The sequence below is a fragment of the Streptomyces sp. NPDC099050 genome, from assembly GCF_044759865.1.
Taxonomy (GTDB): Bacteria; Actinomycetota; Actinomycetes; order Streptomycetales; family Streptomycetaceae; genus Streptomyces.
Genome location: NZ_JBIWAE010000005.1, coordinates 362666 through 378979 on the forward strand (window position 1 = coordinate 362666; position 16314 = coordinate 378979).

Here is a 16314-nt window from a genome sequence, read left to right on the forward strand (position 1 = left end):
GCTCCGGTGGCGACCGTCCGGCCGGCGGTGGCTTCCGCTCCGGTGGCGACCGTCCCGCCGGTGGTGGCTTCCGCCGCGACGACCGTCCCTCGGGTGGCTTCCGTTCCGGTGGCGACCGTCCGGCCGCCGGTGGCGACCGTCCGTACGCCCGTCGCGACGACAACCGCCCCTCCGGCTCCGGCTCGACCGGTGGCTTCCGCTCGGGCGGTACCGACCGCCGCGACGACAAGCCCCGCTGGAAGCGCAACGGCTGAAACCAGCCGCTGAACTGACTGCCTGACAGGGCCCCTACGACAGAAGTCGTAGGGGCCCTGTCGGCGTTCTCGTGGCCGGTCAGGGAGCCGAACCGGGGCTCTCCGGCCGCCCGACGGTGACCTGTTCCGCCGGCCAGGTCGTGGCCCCGCCAACACCGCCGGGGCCGGACAGCGGATTTGAGATCGGCTGTCCGGCCCTCTCCGGCTATGCTCTGGAGTGAGCACGCCGAGGGCCATTAGCTCAATTGGCAGAGCAGCGGACTTTTAATCCGTTGGTTGTCGGTTCGAGTCCGACATGGCCTACTGCTCACAGGCGGGGGAACCCCCTCTGACCTGGTACTTAGCGCCCCACCTGGTTTCGGCCAGGCGGGGCGCTAAGTCGTTTTCGGGTCCGTGCGTGAGCGATGCGTGAGCGGACGACCCGGGACGGGGCACCATCCAGGGCTACGAAATGGGCTCACCCGGTACTGGCCGTGTCTCCAGCGCCGGCTCGATGACCTCTACGGCATCCGCGAGGCGGCGGTCGATCCGTGTCGAGTGCCCCGTCCGCTTCAGGCCGTGTTGGAGCGGGTCGCGCATGTGCTTCTCGCAGACGACGAAGTCCGCGTACCCGGCCGCACACGACAGATAGACCATGTCCGTCAGATCGTTCGGGCGCCAGGTCGTGCCCTTGTTGAGGTGCCGGCTGTGCAGCATCTCCCGGAAGAGCCCGAGGGCCGGTGACCCTCCGACAGCTCGTACCAGCCCTTTGAAGCCCCATTCTCGGAACAGGTGGACGCGATCCTGCAGGCCGATGGGACCACCGCGCTCTGGCTCACCCAGCGCGCCGCGCAGGGTGAGCTCACCTGGCAGGCGGCCCATCAGCTGGCCGAACAGCACCACTCCCGGCGTCAGGATGCCATCCGGCGCACCCAGCAGGCCCTCGAACAGATCGTCACACACTGGGCTGAACTGGAAGAACTCGCAATCCGCCTGAACACGCCCTACGCCCAGGAGGTCTTCGGGAGGCTCACCCCGACAGCACGCACGATCGCCACCCGCCTAAGCATCAGGGGCCTGACCGCATAGACACCGATGGGGCCGACGCATTTCAGCGTTGGCCCCAGCGCCGTGTCCTCATGGTTGTACGGCGCGACCTGCGCCCTCCTGGCGTCGCGCCGCCGCGCCACGTAGCGGCAGTCCCTCTGCCTGCGCGCACGCCCATTTCCTGGCCTCGCTGAGGTGACTCTGGCTGAGCCCGGTGTGGGGGTCGGGCTGGATGAGCAGGGTGGGGTAGCCGCGGGCGGTGCGTGCCGCTGCCCAGGCGTGGTCGCGGGCGGTGAAGTCGTCGTCGATCCAGATGGCCGGGGCTGTGCTGAGCCAGGGGTCGACGTGGTCGCGCTTCCAGAGGTAGCCGTTGGGGTGGCTGGTGGTGATCTGGGGGCGAGGCAGATCGAGGTAGGTGAACTCGGGCAGGCCCAGGATCGGCCCGATGATGCTGGTGGCGTTCTTGCGCCAGCTCGTGCACCACACCGGGGTGACGAGGCCGCTGGCGAGGAGGCCGGTCAGCGCGGCCCCGTGGTCGGGGTTGAGCCAGATGGGGACGGGGTCGTCCGGGTGTCGGCCGGCAGGCAGGACGGTGTGGCGGACGTGGGTGGGCGGGGTGCTGCCGTCTGCGGCAGGGAACGGTATGAGGACGCCGTCGATGTCCAGGAGGAGGTAGGGCAGGGTCATCGGTGCCTCCGGGGTCAGCGTTTGCGGGCGGTGATCAGGAGGGTGGTCGGCCATGGGTCACGGCGAGGGTGCCGCAGCTCCAGTGCTGAGGTGATGCGCAGGCCGGTACGTGCGAGGTGTGCGCCCCAACGGTGGGAGTCGAATTCCCATCGGGCGAGGGGCAGTCGGGTGTGGTCGGGCATGGTGACGTAGTCCTCGCGCGGACGGTCGTCCGTGGACGGATGTCTTCCGGCCCGTGCCGGGTGCGGGACGGAGAAAGCCAGGACGCCGCCCGGCTTGAGGCGCCGGGAGATGGCGGCGAGCAGAAGCTCGGGGGCGACGAGGCCGACGGCGCCGAAGACGGAATAGACCCCGTCGAACGTCTGGCCGGTGGCCTGCAGGTGGTGCAGTGCGTGGCCGGCGGCGAAGGTGGTGCCGTCGAGGTGGCCGTAGTGGGACCGGGCGCGGCGTATCTGGAGTCCGACCAGATCCACGCCGGTGACACGGGCCTGGTGGTGTTTGGCGAGATGGGCCACGTTGTGGCCGGGGCCGCATCCCAGCTCCAGGAGACGCTTGCCGCGCAGGTCCCGTCCCAGGATCTCAGCGCCGGGGCCGAGGCCCGCGTGGGTGCTCCATTCCATCCGGGCCGGTGCGGTGAGCGCATGGGTGGGGGAGGCGGCCATGCGCTGGGCTGTGTGGGCGTACCAGGGGGAGACCTGGGCGAGCATCTAGACCTCCAGGAGTTGGACCACGTCGTTCAGGTGGCGGCGGACGACGGGGATGTACGCGGGGTCCCTGGCCGGGTCGTTGATCCAGCGGATGGCCTGCTCCATGAACCACTCCACCGCCCACATCCGGTGCCAGCCCAACGCCCATGCCTCGGCGGTCAGGCTGCCCCGAGCGGCGAGGGCGTCCTCGTGGCCGCCCGCGGTGACGTACTGCTCAAGGAACACCCGCAGCCGGAGAGGGCTCGGTGTATCGGTGGTGCCGTGGTAGGAGGCGAGGTCGATCAGGCCGGGGCCGGTGAAGGCACGGGCGAAGTCGACGAGGTGCCATCCGTTCTCCCCGATGTGGACGCTCGTGGGGTGGAACTCGGAGTGGACCCAGCCGAACGGGTCCAGCGTCGCCCCCTGCACGCGAGCATCAGCCGCAGCGGAGATCTTCCCCAGGGCCGTCTCGATGTCGTCGCAGTCCGTCCAGCGGTCTGCCTTCCGCAACCGTTGGAGGTGATCGAGGGCTCGGCCGGGCAAGGCCGCGAGCCCCGCACCGTCGAAGAGAGGTAGGCCGCCAGCCGGGCGGGCGGCGTGGAGCATCACGGCGGCGGCGACACCGTCGAGGTCATCGGCGCCGCGGACGGCGGCGCCGAGGTCGTCCATGAGCATCCCGAGCCACTTGTCCTGCATGGCGGTGGCGTGGAGCTCGGGGACTGGCAGCCCACGCTGGTGGGCGATCCGCAGAGCCTGGGCCTCGCGATCGAAGGGCTCCTTGGCGTACTTGAAGACGGCCGTTTCACCGTCGGGGAAGGTGACGCGTTCGACGCCGGACATGCCCCAGACGCGGATCTCGGAACGTTCGGGGATGGGTTTGCCGACGAGGGCGCACAGGTCGTCCAGCAGCGCGGCGGTCAGGCTCTGGTCCATGGGGGTGACTCCAGGGGGCTGGTGGGCGCCGGGGCGGCGAGTGGGTCGGCCCGCCCCGGGCGCCGTACGGGGGTTGGGGTTACTCGGCCGCGGTCACGCGGTGGGCGTAGACCTGCTCGATCCAGCCCGCCTTGAACTCGGCCAGGTCGTCACGGAAGTTCGCCATCGAGGCACCGTAGGGCGCGACGACTCCGCCGGACTGGTCCGGTACGGACTGGCAGCCGTGCACGAGCCGGCCGCCGAGGGTGGTGTGGGCCTTGATGGACTCGATCCGGCGGTGCTCGTTGAACCAGCCGCCGTGGTAGACCTCGTCCAGCATTCCGCCCCTCTCGTCGTCCAGGTCGAAGACGACGGAGGTGGCGGCGGGGAAGAACCAGCACGGGCCGACGTTGGAGATGTGCCCGTCCAGTTCGACCTTGTTGAGTGCCATCAGCGTGGCCGCCTCGCGCAGCATGCGCAGGTGGTCGGCGGTGATCTGCGGCAGGCCGAGGGTGGCCAGGTGCTCCTCGCGGAAGAGGTACGAGTACACGCCGTACGCCGTCGCCAGCACGCGGGCGGCGTCGGAGGTGGACTTGCCGTGGTTCTTGATGAAGTCGAGCGCGAGCTGCTCGACCGCGCTCTCGGTCGTCTCCTCCACGTCGAGGAGCTGGGCCTTGACCAGCTCCCAGTCGGCGACAAGCCAGGTGTTGGACTCGAAGCGGAAGAAGTACTCGGCCGGGTCGATGGTGATGCGCCGGCCGTCCACGTGGATGCCGGGCAGGCGGTTCCAGCGAGGGTCGAAGGCGTCGGGCAGTTCGACCGTGATGGTCGCGGTGTCGATGGTGGTCACCGTGTCTCCGTCTCTGATCGTCCGGGCCGAGGCATACGAATGCCCGAGCCCGTTGGGGCGTACGGAACTTGGGGGCCGCCCGGCCCGTGAGTGGGCGGCTGCCGATAAGTGAACCGCCCGCTACACAGAGTGGGTACGGTGTGAACGAGGCCAAGCGGTATACGCGGTTTACAGCTCCGAGGCGGAGGAGATCGTGCCAGCGCCGACCAACCCCAACTCCCGTCTGCGCGAAGTGATCTGTGCCGCAAGGTGCACGTACGAGGCACTCGCCAAGGACGTGCGTCGCATCGCAGCCGAGAACGGCGACCTGCTCCAGACCAACAAGTCGGCCATCTCGCACTGGGCAAACGGCACTCGAGTCCCCTCCGGCCAGGCGGGCCAGTACCTTGCCGAAGCCCTCTCTCGACGGCTTGGTCGCGTTGTCACCCGAACCGAGATCGGTCTCCAGGCACCTGACACGGAGGCCCCGCCGGGCACCGATCCCGTCACCACGGTCACCGACCTCGGCCGCGCGGACGTCGAGCGCCACCGATTCCTCGCCATCGCGGCCTTCACCACGGCCGGCGTGGCCATGCCGCTCTTGCACGACCATGACGCCACCTCGCGGATGCTCCGTGCCCGCACCGCCCGTTCCCTCGTCGGCGGTGATGACATCGACGTCGTACGGCAGATCACGGCGGCCTTCAGCGCCGCCGACGAACGCCTTGGCGGCGGCCACGGCCTGACCACGGTCACCGCCTACCTTGCCGACACCGCCGCACCCATGCTCCGGGGCCGCTTCCCCTCTGAAGGCTTGCGCCAGGCCGCCTTCGGCGCCGCCGCGGAACTCGCCTATCTCGCCGGCTGGAAACACCACGACCTCGGCCACGAGGGCGCCGCCCAGCGCTACTACCAGGTCGGCTACCAGCTCGCTTGCGAGGCCGATCCCCACGGCCACGCGGCCTGGATGATGCGCGCCCTGGCCCACCAGGCCCTGAGCCTCAAGCAGCCCCACCACTGCGTCGACCTCGTCGAGGGTGCCCTGTCCCGCGGCCTCGGCCACGTCGACGGCCAGACCGAAGCCCTCCTCCACATCACCCACGCCCGCGCCTACGCCGCCACCGGCGAGAACCCCTCGGCCGCACGCGCTCTCCTCGCCGCCGAAGACGCCCTCCTGCGCGAGGACAGGCCTCAGCCCAGCTTCTCCCGCGTCAGCGGCCCCGCGGCCGGCACCGTCACCAGCCACACGGCCCGCACCCTGACCGACCTCGCCGACCACGTCGGCACCGAGCAACAGCACCGCGACGCCCTCACCCGCTGGGACCCGGAGAAGTACAAGCGCGTCCACGCCCTCACCCACGCCGACCTCGGCGACAGCCTCGCCGCCCAGGCCCGCGCCGACGAAGCGGTCGCCGCCTGGACCCAGGCTCTCGTCCTCATGGAGGGAATGACCTCCGACCGCACCCGCAAGGCGATCACTTCGATCCGCTCCACCCTCGCGGTCTACCAACGCCGCCGCGTACCCGGCGCCGCCGATCTCGCCCGCCGCGCCCGCGAAGCCCTCGCCTAACATGCCCAACAATCAGCCCGATGAAGGGAAATGCACCGTGGCTCAGCAGACCGATGACCGCTCCCCCGCCCTCAAGCCGGCACTCGAATCGATGACCCTGCTGGTCGCGGCCGTCATCGTCCACGACCAGGCCACCGGCAGAGTCGTCCTCCTCCAGCGAAGCGAGAACGCCAAGTTCGCCCAGGGCATGTGGGACCTCCCCGTCGGCAAGAGCGAACCGGGTGAGCCCATCACCGAGACCGCGGTCCGCGAGCTCTTCGAGGAAACCGGCATGACCGTGAAGCCCGAGTCGCTCAAGGTCGCGCACATCATCCACGGCGCCTGGGGCGTCGAAGCCCCCAACGGATTCCTCACCGTCGTCTTCGCCGCTCACGAATGGACCGGCGAACCCGAGAACCGCGAGCCTCGGAAGCACTCCCAGGTTCGCTGGGTCGACACCGCAGATCTGCCTGCCGAGTTCGTCCCCACGACCCGCAGCGCCTTGGTCGCCTTCCTCGCGGACGGGGCACAGGTCTCACTCAACGGGTGGCTCTAGATCGAAGACAGGGGCATCATGACCGATTCACCTTGGGACTCAGCTCTCCCGCCGATCAAGCCCTTCTACGCCTTCAACGGTGTCGGCGAACCGATCACTCTTCACCGTGGAGAGATCCACGGTGTACAGGACACCGGCATTCCCGGGGAGGTCAGTCTTCGGTGCTCGCCGGTCCTCGGCGTCGACTGGAACACCACTCCCGTTCCGGACGCGCGTCCCCGCACCCAAGACACAGCCGTCCTCCGGCTCCAGCGGCCGCATGGGCAGGCCGAGGTGGAAGCCTGGGCCCGGAGCTACGACGAGGGGTGGATCAATGGAGCCGCTCTCGGTGAGAGCGATGCGCCACTTACCCGCCTCGTGGCCCACTGGTTCAACCTTCCTCGATTCAAAGGTCACCAGTACCTGACAGACCGGATCGACGGCGCTGATCGGTTCTGGTCGGGCGGCCGCTGGTCACACGAGGTGGACGGTTGGAAGATCCATCTGGACGTCCGGCCGGATCACAAAGAGATCTGGGACGAACTGCTCAAGACCCGGCTCTACGCGATGACCCACACGATGCAGATCAGCCGTGCCGATGGACAGCAGTTCACCGCCGCCGAGGCGCGCCACCTACTCGTGGCCCTGCACTTCGGCATGTCCTTCTGCCTGGGCCGGTGGGTCGCCCCTCTTCTTCCCGTGGGCATCGGAGCTGACGGGGCCGTCGTCTGGGAGGAATGGGCCGCCCTGCACTGCGATCCCGCCAAGTCGCTGTCCTCGGGCTGGTGGCAGCCGTGGGACCCCGAAGCGCTGGCTAGGTTCATGGACGGACTCGTGCCGGCGTTCTCCGACCCCGTCAAGGCCGAGCCCCTGCGACTGCAGATCAGCTACGCGATCACCGCGATTCGAGACCAGGGATTCGTGGAGCAGCGGGTGATGATCGGCGCCGCCGGGCTGGAGCACGCCATGTGGCAGAGGCTCGTCCTGGCCGGGGTGCTGACCCGCCGGGAGTACAAGAACACCCGAGTGTGGAAGGCACACATCAAGCTGCGAAAAGTCCTCGAGGGGATCAACGTCTCACTGGACATCGACAAGACCCAGCTGCCCGCCATGGCCCGCTTCATCGACGAGGCTCTACAGCGGAGCGGGGAGCAACTGGACGGGCCGGAGGCCGTGGCGAGGATCCGCAACTCACTCGTCCATCCTGAGGAAGCTCAGAAGAACACCTACGAGATCCCGGGCCTCGTCACGGAAGCCTGGCTGCTCACCCGGCACTACCTGTCGCTGCTTGTCCTTGAGTCACTGGGCTACCGAGGGCCTCACCAGAATCTGGCACGGATACGCGGCTGGGCCGGCGAGACCGAGGAGACGCCCTGGTCCTGAGTCAGAACCGGGCCGGATGAACATCCGAACCAGCGCTTGATCGCCGTCAACCTCATGCAGCTTGGCCGGCCGCCTGTTCAGGTGCGGCCGGGGTGCGCAGCAGGCTGCCGACGGTGGTGATCTCGTGGACGGGGACGGGGCTGTCGGCGGGCTGCCCGCGGCGCAGTGGCACGGACTCCGCGGCAGCGATCGTGAGTGCTTGGAAAGACCTCGCGGCATAGAGATCGTCGACCTTCGACCCTGGTGGATCACTGGCCGCCCCGCGAGACTTCAGCCATGTCTTCCTGGGTAGCGATCGATTTCGAGACGGCGAACGAGCACCGCGGCAGCCCGTGCTCCGTCGGCATGACAGCAGTCGACGGTCACGCCGTCACAGGCACCTGGACCACGCTGATACAGCCGCCCACGGAGCTCGGCCATTTCAACCCCTACAACGTCCGGGTCCACGGCATCACGGCTGGCGATGTCGCCGCCGCACCCGGCTGGAAAGCCACAGTCGCCGAGATCCTCGCGTTCGCCGACGGCCGCCCCCTGGTCGCGCACAATGCCGGCTTCGACTTCAGTGTCATCCGGGCAGCCTGCGACGCCGAAGGTATCCCCTGGCCCGAGATCCAGTACACCTGCTCCCAGGTTGTCGCCCGCCGCACTTGGCAGCTGCTGTCCTACGGTCTGCCCCACTGCATGGACGCCGCCGGCCACATCTTCACCGACCACCACCAGGCCGAAGCCGACTCGAAGGCGTCCGCCGAGATCATGCTCGCGGCGATGCGCGAATCCGGCACGACGACGCTCGACGAACTACTCGGCAAGCACCAGATCCGCTGGGGCTCCATGACCGCTGACCACCAGTGGCGGGGCAGCCAGTACCAGGGGCCGGGCCGCGACCGGTTGCCCGTTCCAGGCGCCAACCCCGACGCCGACCCTGAAGGGCCCCTGTACGGACTGACCGTCTGCCTCACCGGCACGCTCACGTCGATGGAGCGGGCAGAGGCCTTCAACCGCCTCGCCGCGGTCGGAGCCCAGCCGACGAAGACCATGACGAAGAAGACGGACGTGCTGGTCTCTGCCGCGCAGACCCAGCTGAAGCCGGGGGACACCCTGAGCGGCAAGCTGAAGAGCGCGCAGGCCCTGCTCGATGCCGGCCAGGCCATCGAGGTCGTGGACGAGGACGAGTTCCTCCGCCGACTCGGGGCCTGACCGGCCAAGACGGGTGACAAGAGCCCAGGTCACCAGATTCGGATGCATGAGTGGACGCTATGGGGCGAGGGGCATCTGTGGGATAGGCGTGCGAGGAAGTAGGCCGGATGGCTGGCGGCAAGGAGACAGCTTGTTCAGGAAACTAGGTCGAACTGCTTGAGCCAGTCCGGATCGGCTTTGCCGACCGTGGCAACCAGGCCCCCGCATAGCAACACCATGTACAGGGTGAAGGCGACGGGGTCTCCGTAGTGCGCCACAGCCTCATTGAGGGTCCGGTTGGGGGCATCCGGATGACCTATGAACCCCGCTGCCTGCAGAAGGTCGTGGTGCTGGATCCCCAGGTTGTCAGAAACCCAATGGACGGCGTCCCGAGCCTGGTCTTCGTTGATCTGCTCCCTCGCTCCTACGAGCCAGGCCATGAGGATTGCCCAGATCATGGTCGGGTCTGAGGGGTGCTCCCCTTCGATGAAGGAACCTCCTGGTCCCTTGGAAGGCTGCTGCATCCAGGTGGCGATGTCTGCGCGCAGTCGCTTCTGGGCCCGGACACGAGAGATCTCGGAGAGATCGGGCCTGACGTCCTGTGTTGCCTGCGCGGCACGTGCGCCCCGTCGGCGCTGGCTGTTTCGTCCCATGGGCTCGAGCATGCTGCCCAAGTCCTCATCTAGGAGGGGAAACAGCCAAGATGCCCAGTCGATTGGTGATGGAGACGTGCTGTTCGGGGGGTTCTGGACTCAGTTCGTAGTGCGCCAGGGTTCCCATGGTGAGGGGCGAAAGCGGCGGAGACCTTTGCCGCAGTGCGGCGAACCCCCGGAAGGCCACTCGTGCATGTATCCGAGGTGATCGTGGAGTGGTGGAGGGCCTCCTTGATCGTCTAGATGTCGCCGCCGGCCACTGGGCGAGTATCGCCACTAGGTGGCGGGGGAGTGCCCGCACGGGAGTGCGCAGAGGGAGGCGGTGATGTTCATCGATATTCCTGACAGGTCATATCGCTCTCCGTAGTCTCTTCATACACAAAGAGGCAGGGGAGTGTATGACGGACTTGGGATCTGTGGCCGAGAGCGTTGCCGCAGCGCTTACCGGGCTGCTTGTCGGGGATGCCTACGCATCCGCCCGGCCGAGACTGGCTGCGATCTTGAACCGTACGCGAGGCGACGAAGGCTCACGGCTCGAGGATCTTGATCGTCTCCGAGGGGCCGACCCGGTGGCATTACGCGGCGCGGTGCGGGAGTACGTGCGTCGGCTTGCGGCGTCCGATGAGCGGCTTGTGTGGCAGCTTCGGGACGTCCTAGAGGTCTCGCAGCCCTCTATTGCACTGAATGTTCACGACAATCAGTTCCATGGACCAACTCAGTTGGGCGGCACCCAGATCGTCAACATGCGTGCGGTGGAACATGAGCCAGGACTCTGACGTCTCGGGGGTCCACCACAACGTCTTCATCGGGCCCACGGTGATTGGCGGATCTCAGCATGTGCTTGGTGTCACCTCTGCTTCGGTACCCTCCAGGCCGTCGATGCCCTCGCAGGTTTGGGCGGCAATCATGGTGTCTTGGGCTTTCTGTCCAGCGGCGGCATGGTGGACTCAGTCCTTTCTTGGTGAGGCGCCCTTCCCGAGGGTTGCAAGTCTTGCCCACGCCGTCGTGCCGTACATCTGGCTGGCGGGCGGTGCTGCCCTCCTGCTCGATGGAGCGGGCTACTTGCTGCACCGGCATTGGGCTGCGGCGCGGCGAATGATCACCCATCCCATCACGTGGAAGCTGCGTCTGTTCGCAGTTTCCCTTGGGGGCGCCGTCCTGGCTTTGGCCGTATTCGCGACCGGCCGGTAGGGCGTGCTCGGTGCGGTCCTCCTCATGGGCGGCAGGGCGCTGCTCGGAGTAGTCGAGACCCTCGATCTGTTTCGGGGATCCAAATAAGGGCCAGCCTGGCCCTGCGTCGCCACTACATGTTGGAGAGGCATCCGCCCGCGGTGTCAGTGCCGTCCGGCACGATGGACACGGTGGCGATCGAGACCTGTGGGGATGCAATGAGTGAGACGGACCCGCGTTCAGGACTTCCTGTCGAGTTCCTTCGCGCCGTCGTTTCGGAGGCCGGACCCGACTCTCCTCCAACGCACGCCGCCATGGAGCGCGTCCGCACCATGCCGCAGGAGGCCGCGCACGATGGCCTTGTGTTGGCCCTCTTGCAAGGGGCGCTCCGCGATGCCGCACCCGAGTGGCTGATCCAGACCGCGATCGAGAGAGACCTGGAACGGAGCGCCAAGCCCTACGAGGGTCCGTGCGTGGACCTGGTGTCCGCTGCCCTTTCGCACCCCTCCTGTATGCATGACCGGCGGGTAGAGGCTTTGCGTCGTTGTTCCGGCTCCCAGCTTGCAGCACTGGGTCGAGCCGGAAACGGGGAGCCGCTCGCTCACGAGGTGGCTTCCGAGCTGCGGGACCGAGGGGCCCACAGCCGGCCCATGACGCCGGAGCAGCTGGCGGAACCAGGTGACGCCCAACTGGTCTTGCGGAACTCGGCCCTGCACGACGTGGTCTTCGCGGCGGCCCTCGATCTCCTACCGACGTTCCCACGTCCCGCGAAGCGAGGGGACGGAGAAGACTTCGACGCCTGGTACGACGCGCGTACAGCCGCCCTGGATGCCTGGCGCACGATGTGGGAACAGGTGGTCTCCACCCATACCCACCGCCACCGGCAGCTCGTCGAGTGGGCTGCGGAATCCCCCGCCGACGGCACCATCCGACGGCACCTCCTCAGCACGCTTCCGTGGGAAGTCGAGCCGAGCCTCCTGGAGGAGATCGCCAACGATGACCTCGCGCGCTTTAGGGACAGCCTGCTGATCACACGGCTGTGCCGGATGTTCAGGGGTGGCGCCTCCGAACAGGAGGTGCGTTCCCACTTCTCTGATGAGATCGAACATCTGACACCCAAGCGCAGGCGCCACGTCGAGGAGTACATCTCCGACGTGGTGGGCATCCGGGAGTACGGCGAACACGCAGCCACCTCGTGGATGGAAAGTTCAGCGGAGGACGGCTGGCGGTACGTTCTCAACCCCACGGACGCGAAGCATCGGTGGGGCGAGCCTCACACCTGGCGCTCTCCGGACGATCTCCTGCGCACCCTGGGTGAGCGCTTCGCGAGGGCCGGCGTGGAAGCACTGATGACGTGGGAGCCTCATGAGGACGCGGTGTTCCCCAGCCCGCGCAACCTTCGCTGGGTGCACTCCACCCTGGTCCACCTGCCCACCGTCTCGGGCGATGTGGAGGAGCGGGTGCGCGCGATGCTCAAGGCGTCCCGCCCGGATCCACGTGCCCGGCTACGGGCACATGACTACGCGGCCCTCGACAACGAGCGAAGGCTGTCCGAGCTCCGGACCGCGATCGAGCGGATCATTGGCGATCCTGCGGCAGCGGCCCGCAAAGCCGCACTTGGTGATCCGCAGAGCGTGACCGTCCGGGATCTCGCTGGCGCGTCCGAGGAAGTACTGGAGGACTACCTGGAGCGCCACGCCGGAAACGGCGACCTTGTCGAGAAGACGCTCCTCGCCTTTGCTTCACGCTCTTACCGGTCGAAGCCCACATTCGCAGATGTGCTGGCCCGCCACGCCACTCCCCAGAGCGCACTGCTGGACGTCACCACCAACCTCCGCCGTCGCCTCGGCGGCTCGCCCAACTACCGGGAGGCATGGACGCGGGAAGTGCTCGCCTTGCCGGACAACAGCCCAGAGCTGATCCGGGCGCTTCCGGCATGGACGGTGCTCACCATCGGAGGAAGCTCACGCTACGGGGCCGGGCACAAGGCCGTCACCGCAGTCGTGATGCACTCCCTAGGCGACAGCAAGGAGGCCTGGGCCCGCTTCGCCTCAAACCCAGCCTCCTATTCAGGACCCACGGCCTGGCTTCGGCTCGGAGACATCCTGGACGCCTCCGTCAACGGCACTCCATGGCCTACTCCGCCGACCGCCCGGTAGAAACGCCAATTCCGGACTCGATCGCCTGAGCGGCACACGAAACTGGTCTGACCAGGCATTTCCATTCGCGTCGTTAGGAGCCCGAATGCCGCATAACACCACCCGAGTCGGACGCTTCCGCATGGGTCGGCTATCCGGCAGCCGACCGGAGTCATTGGCGACATGGCGTGTGACCACAGACGACGCCTGCGTGGTCGACCGCATTGCGCACCTTCTGGGGGGCCAACCTCAACCGAACGAAGGGGGCGGAGACCACTCCGAGGAAGTGGTCACGGGCCGAGAGACCGTACGGATCCTCATGGACGGGCCTGACGCGGTGACCTCTCGCATGCTCCTCCATAATGGTCAGAGAACCGTCCACGAATGCGACGGCTCGCAGTTCCTTGCGCCGCCGCAGGTGAAGGGCTGCCCTTGCGGTTGCCCTCCTCTGCTGGCGGACCGCAAGGCGGCCGCGAAGAGCGGGCGCGCGCCGTCGCCTTCCATCGATTTCGTGTTCCGCATCGAAGCAGACCCGTCGCTCGGTGAATTTCACTTCCAGACAGGCTCTTGGAAGTTGGCAGAGCAGATCCCTGGCCTACTGGAAGAGCTCGGACGACTAGAGGGTCCGGCAGTCTGTGACTTCACCCTTGAATACGTCAGCTTCGAGACGAAAGCTGGTGTTCCGGTCTGCTATCGCAAGCCCGTGGTCACCGTGCTCGGCAGCCCCGGCACCGTCCCCCCCCCCCCCCCCCGGAGGCTCCGCTACCCGTGGCCTCCATGCCCCTGCCGGCCGTGCCTTCGATTCCGTGTACTCCGGCTCGGCGCCACGCCCCGTCGCTCCCGCCCGTTCCTGAGCTGCCCCATCCAGTCGATTTGGACTCCAAGCTGGTCGACCGCGCCGCCCGAGCACTCGGCACCAGCGGGAAGCAGGAGACCGTCGTCGCCGCTCTCACCCAGGCGGTGGAAAACCAGCACCTGGCTGCGGAGCTCGATCGGCTGCGCAACCATGTCAAACGCATCGCCACCATCGCGGACCAAGCACTCTAGGTCCGGGGGTAGACCCTGATCTGGCCGCTGGCGCTGGAGCCCAGGTCAGCAGGGCCGAATGCGTGAGCGGACGTGGTGGCAAGGCCGGGTCTGGGGTGGATCGCGCGGCATGCAGTACCGGTCTGACCAGGAACTTTTGGACGTCACCCGACTGAGTGGCACGGCCCGGCATGATCTTGCCTGGACTTTTAATCCGTTGGTTGTCGGTTCGAGTCCGACATGGCCTACTGCTCGCAGGCGGGGGACACGTCCTCTGACCTGCTACTGAGCGCCCCACCCGGTTCCGACCGGGTGGGGCGCTCAGTCGTTTCCGGGCAGGCCCGCCGGTCTCGCTCGGCCCGCGGCGGGCGATCCGCTCGCGCTCACGGCACGGACGGGCCTTGTACGGAGCGGCCGTTCGTGTCGTACGGCCACGCGTTCGACCGGCAGCCGCGCAGCCCCTTGATCTGCTGCATCCTCGCGGGTGCGAGCGCGCCGGGTCCGGCGCAGCCCTCGTGCCCGCGGCCGATCTCGTGGCCCACTTCGTGGTTGATGATGAGCGCCCGGCGCCACCGTCGCGGGCGCGCCCCTCCTCGGCCTGGTGACCGGAGTCCTGGAGGGCCTCTACCCCGCCTGGCGCGCCGCCCGCGTCGAGCCCGCCGAGGCCCTCCGACGCTGACCGCCTCCGACCGCCTCCGGCCGCTCCGCAGGGCTGTCGGGAGGCCGGTTTCACGGCTCTGACCTGCGGTGATGTGTGATTTCGGGGTGGGGCGGGCGGTAATTGGCGGGGGGCTCCCCCCGGATGGCGTAGAGTTGGGTTTACCGACGCGGGGTGGAGCAGCTCGGTAGCTCGCTGGGCTCATAACCCAGAGGTCGTAGGTTCAAATCCTGCCCCCGCTACTCAGTACGAAGACCCGGTCCCCTTTGGGGGGCCGGGTCTTCGTCGTTTCCGCGGTGCACGTCCCCGCCCCTGCCCTGCCGCCCCGGTCGCCGCCCCCGTCACTCGAACGGTCCCGCCCGGGTCGCCGTACGGGCCCTCGTGCCGCCAGCCTTGGGGGGCGAGGCGGACCGGGCGGCAGGAGAGCAGCGTGGTGGGGCTGGGCCGGCAGGGCAGGGGCGAGCGCGTCTTCGGCGCGGTCGCCGGCAGCGCCGTGGTCCGGCGGATCGTCAAAATGCTCCCGGGCACCCTGATCGTCCTCGGCTTCCTCTTCGACGTGCTGACCCCGCCCAGCTTCACCGGCTCCCCCTTCTTCTCCGCCGCCCCGCTCATCGCGGCCCCGTTGTTCAGCCTCCGGGCCACCGTCCTCACCGGGATCCTCGCCACCCTCGCCGTGGTCGTGCTGCACCTCTACAACGGCACCACCTTCAAGGTGGAGGCCATGACCGAGCTGGCCACCGTCCTGACCGTCTCCGGGCTGGCCACGCTGATCAACATCGTCGTGCGGCGCGGTACGGAGCAGCTCGCCTCCGCGCGCGGGATCGCCGAAGCCGCCCAGCGCGCCGTACTGCCGACGCCCGCCGAGCGGATCGCGGGCCTCCAGGTCTCCGCGTCGTACGAGGCCGCGCAGGCCGACGCGTTCATCGGCGGAGACCTCTACGCCGTCCAGGACACCCCCTACGGCGTGCGCCTCGCGGTGGGCGACGTACGGGGGAAGGGACTCGGGGCGGTCGAGGCCGTGGCCGTGGTGCTCGGGGCCTTCCGGGAGGCGGCCGAGAGCGAGCCCACCCTGGAGGGGGTGGCGCGGCGGCTGGAGCGGGCGCTGGCCCGGGAGGGGAACCGGCGCGACAGCCTGGACGCGGTGGAGGGGTTCACCACGTGCGTGCTCGGCGAGATCCCGGCGGGCGCGGGCCTGCTGCGGCTCGTCAACCGGGGCCATCCCGAACCGCTGCTGCTGTACGCGAACGGCGGCCTCGCGGAGCTGGCCCCCGCGGAGCCGGCGCTGCCGCTGGGCATGGGGGAGCTGGGCGGCCGGCCGGACCGGGTGGAGGAGTGGCCCTTCCCGGAGGGGGCGACGCTGCTCCTGTACACGGACGGGCTGACCGAGGCCCGGGACGGCAGCGGGGCCTTCTACGATCCGGCGGCCCGGCTGCGCGGGCGGGTCTTTCCCGGGCCCGACGAGTTGCTGAGGGCACTCGCCACCGATGTCCGCCGCCACACGGGCGGCGCGGCGACGGACGACATGGCCCTGCTGGCGGTGGCCAGACCGGGGGAGCGCCGGCCGAGCCGGCGACGGACGGTGCGGGCGGTCCCGAAAGCGGACTGAACCCGAAAGGGAACGCAGCGTGAGCG

The 16314-nt window shown here is 68.4% G+C and carries 15 protein-coding genes, 2 tRNA genes and 3 pseudogenes; 12 read left to right on the forward strand and 8 right to left on the reverse strand.

Features of this window, described 5'->3' with window-relative positions; all coding sequences use genetic code 11:
- Positions 1 to 254, forward strand: a pseudogene (locus ACIQV3_RS11980) (RNA helicase); the annotation flags it as partial.
- A gap of 230 nt (positions 255 to 484) precedes the next feature.
- A tRNA-Lys gene (locus ACIQV3_RS11985) sits at positions 485 to 557 on the forward strand.
- Positions 558 to 698: 141 nt separating this feature from the next.
- On the opposite strand, the gene ACIQV3_RS11990 is transcribed toward ACIQV3_RS11985, so the two are convergent.
- On the reverse strand, positions 699 to 950 hold the full coding sequence (locus ACIQV3_RS11990) for a hypothetical protein (RefSeq protein ID WP_403712239.1): 252 nt from the start codon (positions 948 to 950) through the stop codon (positions 699 to 701).
- Positions 951 to 1025: 75 nt separating this feature from the next.
- Between ACIQV3_RS11990 and ACIQV3_RS11995 the strand changes: the two genes are divergently transcribed.
- Positions 1026 to 1322, forward strand: coding sequence for a hypothetical protein (locus ACIQV3_RS11995; protein WP_403712241.1), 297 nt, complete (start codon positions 1026 to 1028; stop codon positions 1320 to 1322).
- Between the two features lie 48 nt (positions 1323 to 1370).
- Here the strand turns inward: ACIQV3_RS11995 and ACIQV3_RS12000 are convergent, their stop codons facing one another.
- From ACIQV3_RS12000 to ACIQV3_RS12015, 4 genes are all read right to left on the reverse strand, one after another.
- Positions 1371 to 1967 carry an HAD domain-containing protein gene (locus ACIQV3_RS12000; protein ID WP_403712243.1) on the reverse strand — a complete coding sequence of 199 codons (597 nt, stop codon included), beginning with the start codon at positions 1965 to 1967 and terminating at the stop codon, positions 1371 to 1373.
- A gap of 14 nt (positions 1968 to 1981) precedes the next feature.
- Complete coding sequence (locus tag ACIQV3_RS12005) at positions 1982 to 2674, reverse strand: class I SAM-dependent methyltransferase (RefSeq protein ID WP_403712245.1); 693 nt, start codon at positions 2672 to 2674, stop codon at positions 1982 to 1984.
- Positions 2675 to 3586, reverse strand: coding sequence for an aminoglycoside phosphotransferase family protein (locus tag ACIQV3_RS12010; RefSeq protein WP_403712247.1), 912 nt, complete (start codon positions 3584 to 3586; stop codon positions 2675 to 2677). It lies immediately after the preceding gene.
- Between the two features lie 79 nt (positions 3587 to 3665).
- Positions 3666 to 4415, reverse strand: coding sequence for a hypothetical protein (locus tag ACIQV3_RS12015; protein WP_403712249.1), 750 nt, complete (start codon positions 4413 to 4415; stop codon positions 3666 to 3668).
- Positions 4416 to 4608: 193 nt separating this feature from the next.
- On the opposite strand from ACIQV3_RS12015, the gene ACIQV3_RS12020 reads away from it, so the two are divergent.
- Positions 4609 to 5964, forward strand: a complete 1356-nt coding sequence (locus ACIQV3_RS12020) for a tetratricopeptide repeat protein (RefSeq protein ID WP_403712251.1) — start codon at positions 4609 to 4611, stop codon at positions 5962 to 5964.
- A gap of 1 nt (position 5965) precedes the next feature.
- Complete coding sequence (locus ACIQV3_RS12025; protein WP_403712253.1) at positions 5966 to 6499, forward strand: NUDIX domain-containing protein; 534 nt, start codon at positions 5966 to 5968, stop codon at positions 6497 to 6499.
- A 39-nt stretch (positions 6500 to 6538) separates the two neighbouring features.
- Here ACIQV3_RS12025 and ACIQV3_RS12030 read toward each other — a convergent pair whose 3' ends face one another.
- The gene (locus tag ACIQV3_RS12030) at positions 6539 to 6895 is read right to left on the reverse strand and encodes a hypothetical protein (protein ID WP_403712255.1); all 357 of its coding nucleotides are present in this window, start codon (positions 6893 to 6895) and stop codon (positions 6539 to 6541) included.
- Positions 6896 to 6961: 66 nt separating this feature from the next.
- On the opposite strand from ACIQV3_RS12030, the gene ACIQV3_RS12035 reads away from it, so the two are divergent.
- Both ACIQV3_RS12035 and ACIQV3_RS12040 read left to right on the forward strand, forming a co-directional pair.
- Entirely contained in the window at positions 6962 to 7861 is a 900-nt protein-coding gene (locus ACIQV3_RS12035) for a hypothetical protein (RefSeq protein WP_403712257.1), read from the forward strand.
- Positions 7862 to 8137: 276 nt separating this feature from the next.
- Positions 8138 to 9058: an exonuclease domain-containing protein gene (locus ACIQV3_RS12040; RefSeq protein WP_403712259.1), complete on the forward strand. Its 921-nt coding sequence runs from the start codon at positions 8138 to 8140 to the stop codon at positions 9056 to 9058.
- 134 nt (positions 9059 to 9192) lie between these two features.
- Here the strand turns inward: ACIQV3_RS12040 and ACIQV3_RS12045 are convergent, their stop codons facing one another.
- Positions 9193 to 9702, reverse strand: a complete 510-nt coding sequence (locus ACIQV3_RS12045; RefSeq protein WP_403712261.1) for a hypothetical protein — start codon at positions 9700 to 9702, stop codon at positions 9193 to 9195.
- 1349 nt (positions 9703 to 11051) lie between these two features.
- Between ACIQV3_RS12045 and ACIQV3_RS12050 the strand changes: the two genes are divergently transcribed.
- The 3 genes and pseudogenes from ACIQV3_RS12050 (at position 11052) to ACIQV3_RS12060 (ending at position 14045) form a co-directional block, all read left to right on the forward strand.
- The gene (locus tag ACIQV3_RS12050) at positions 11052 to 13019 is read left to right on the forward strand and encodes a hypothetical protein (protein WP_403712263.1); all 1968 of its coding nucleotides are present in this window, start codon (positions 11052 to 11054) and stop codon (positions 13017 to 13019) included.
- Positions 13020 to 13140: 121 nt separating this feature from the next.
- Positions 13141 to 13566 (forward strand): annotated as a pseudogene (locus tag ACIQV3_RS12055) (hypothetical protein); the annotation flags it as partial.
- 305 nt (positions 13567 to 13871) lie between these two features.
- Complete coding sequence (locus ACIQV3_RS12060) at positions 13872 to 14045, forward strand: hypothetical protein (RefSeq protein ID WP_403712315.1); 174 nt, start codon at positions 13872 to 13874, stop codon at positions 14043 to 14045.
- Positions 14046 to 14407: 362 nt separating this feature from the next.
- Here the strand turns inward: ACIQV3_RS12060 and ACIQV3_RS12065 are convergent.
- Positions 14408 to 14590 (reverse strand): annotated as a pseudogene (locus ACIQV3_RS12065) (DUF3152 domain-containing protein); the annotation flags it as partial.
- Between the two features lie 260 nt (positions 14591 to 14850).
- Here ACIQV3_RS12065 and ACIQV3_RS12070 point away from each other — a divergent pair.
- Positions 14851 to 14924, forward strand: a tRNA-Met gene (locus ACIQV3_RS12070).
- Positions 14925 to 15112: 188 nt separating this feature from the next.
- Positions 15113 to 16288 carry a PP2C family protein-serine/threonine phosphatase gene (locus tag ACIQV3_RS12075; RefSeq protein ID WP_403712265.1) on the forward strand — a complete coding sequence of 392 codons (1176 nt, stop codon included), beginning with the start codon at positions 15113 to 15115 and terminating at the stop codon, positions 16286 to 16288.
- Positions 16289 to 16314 lie beyond the last annotated feature (26 nt).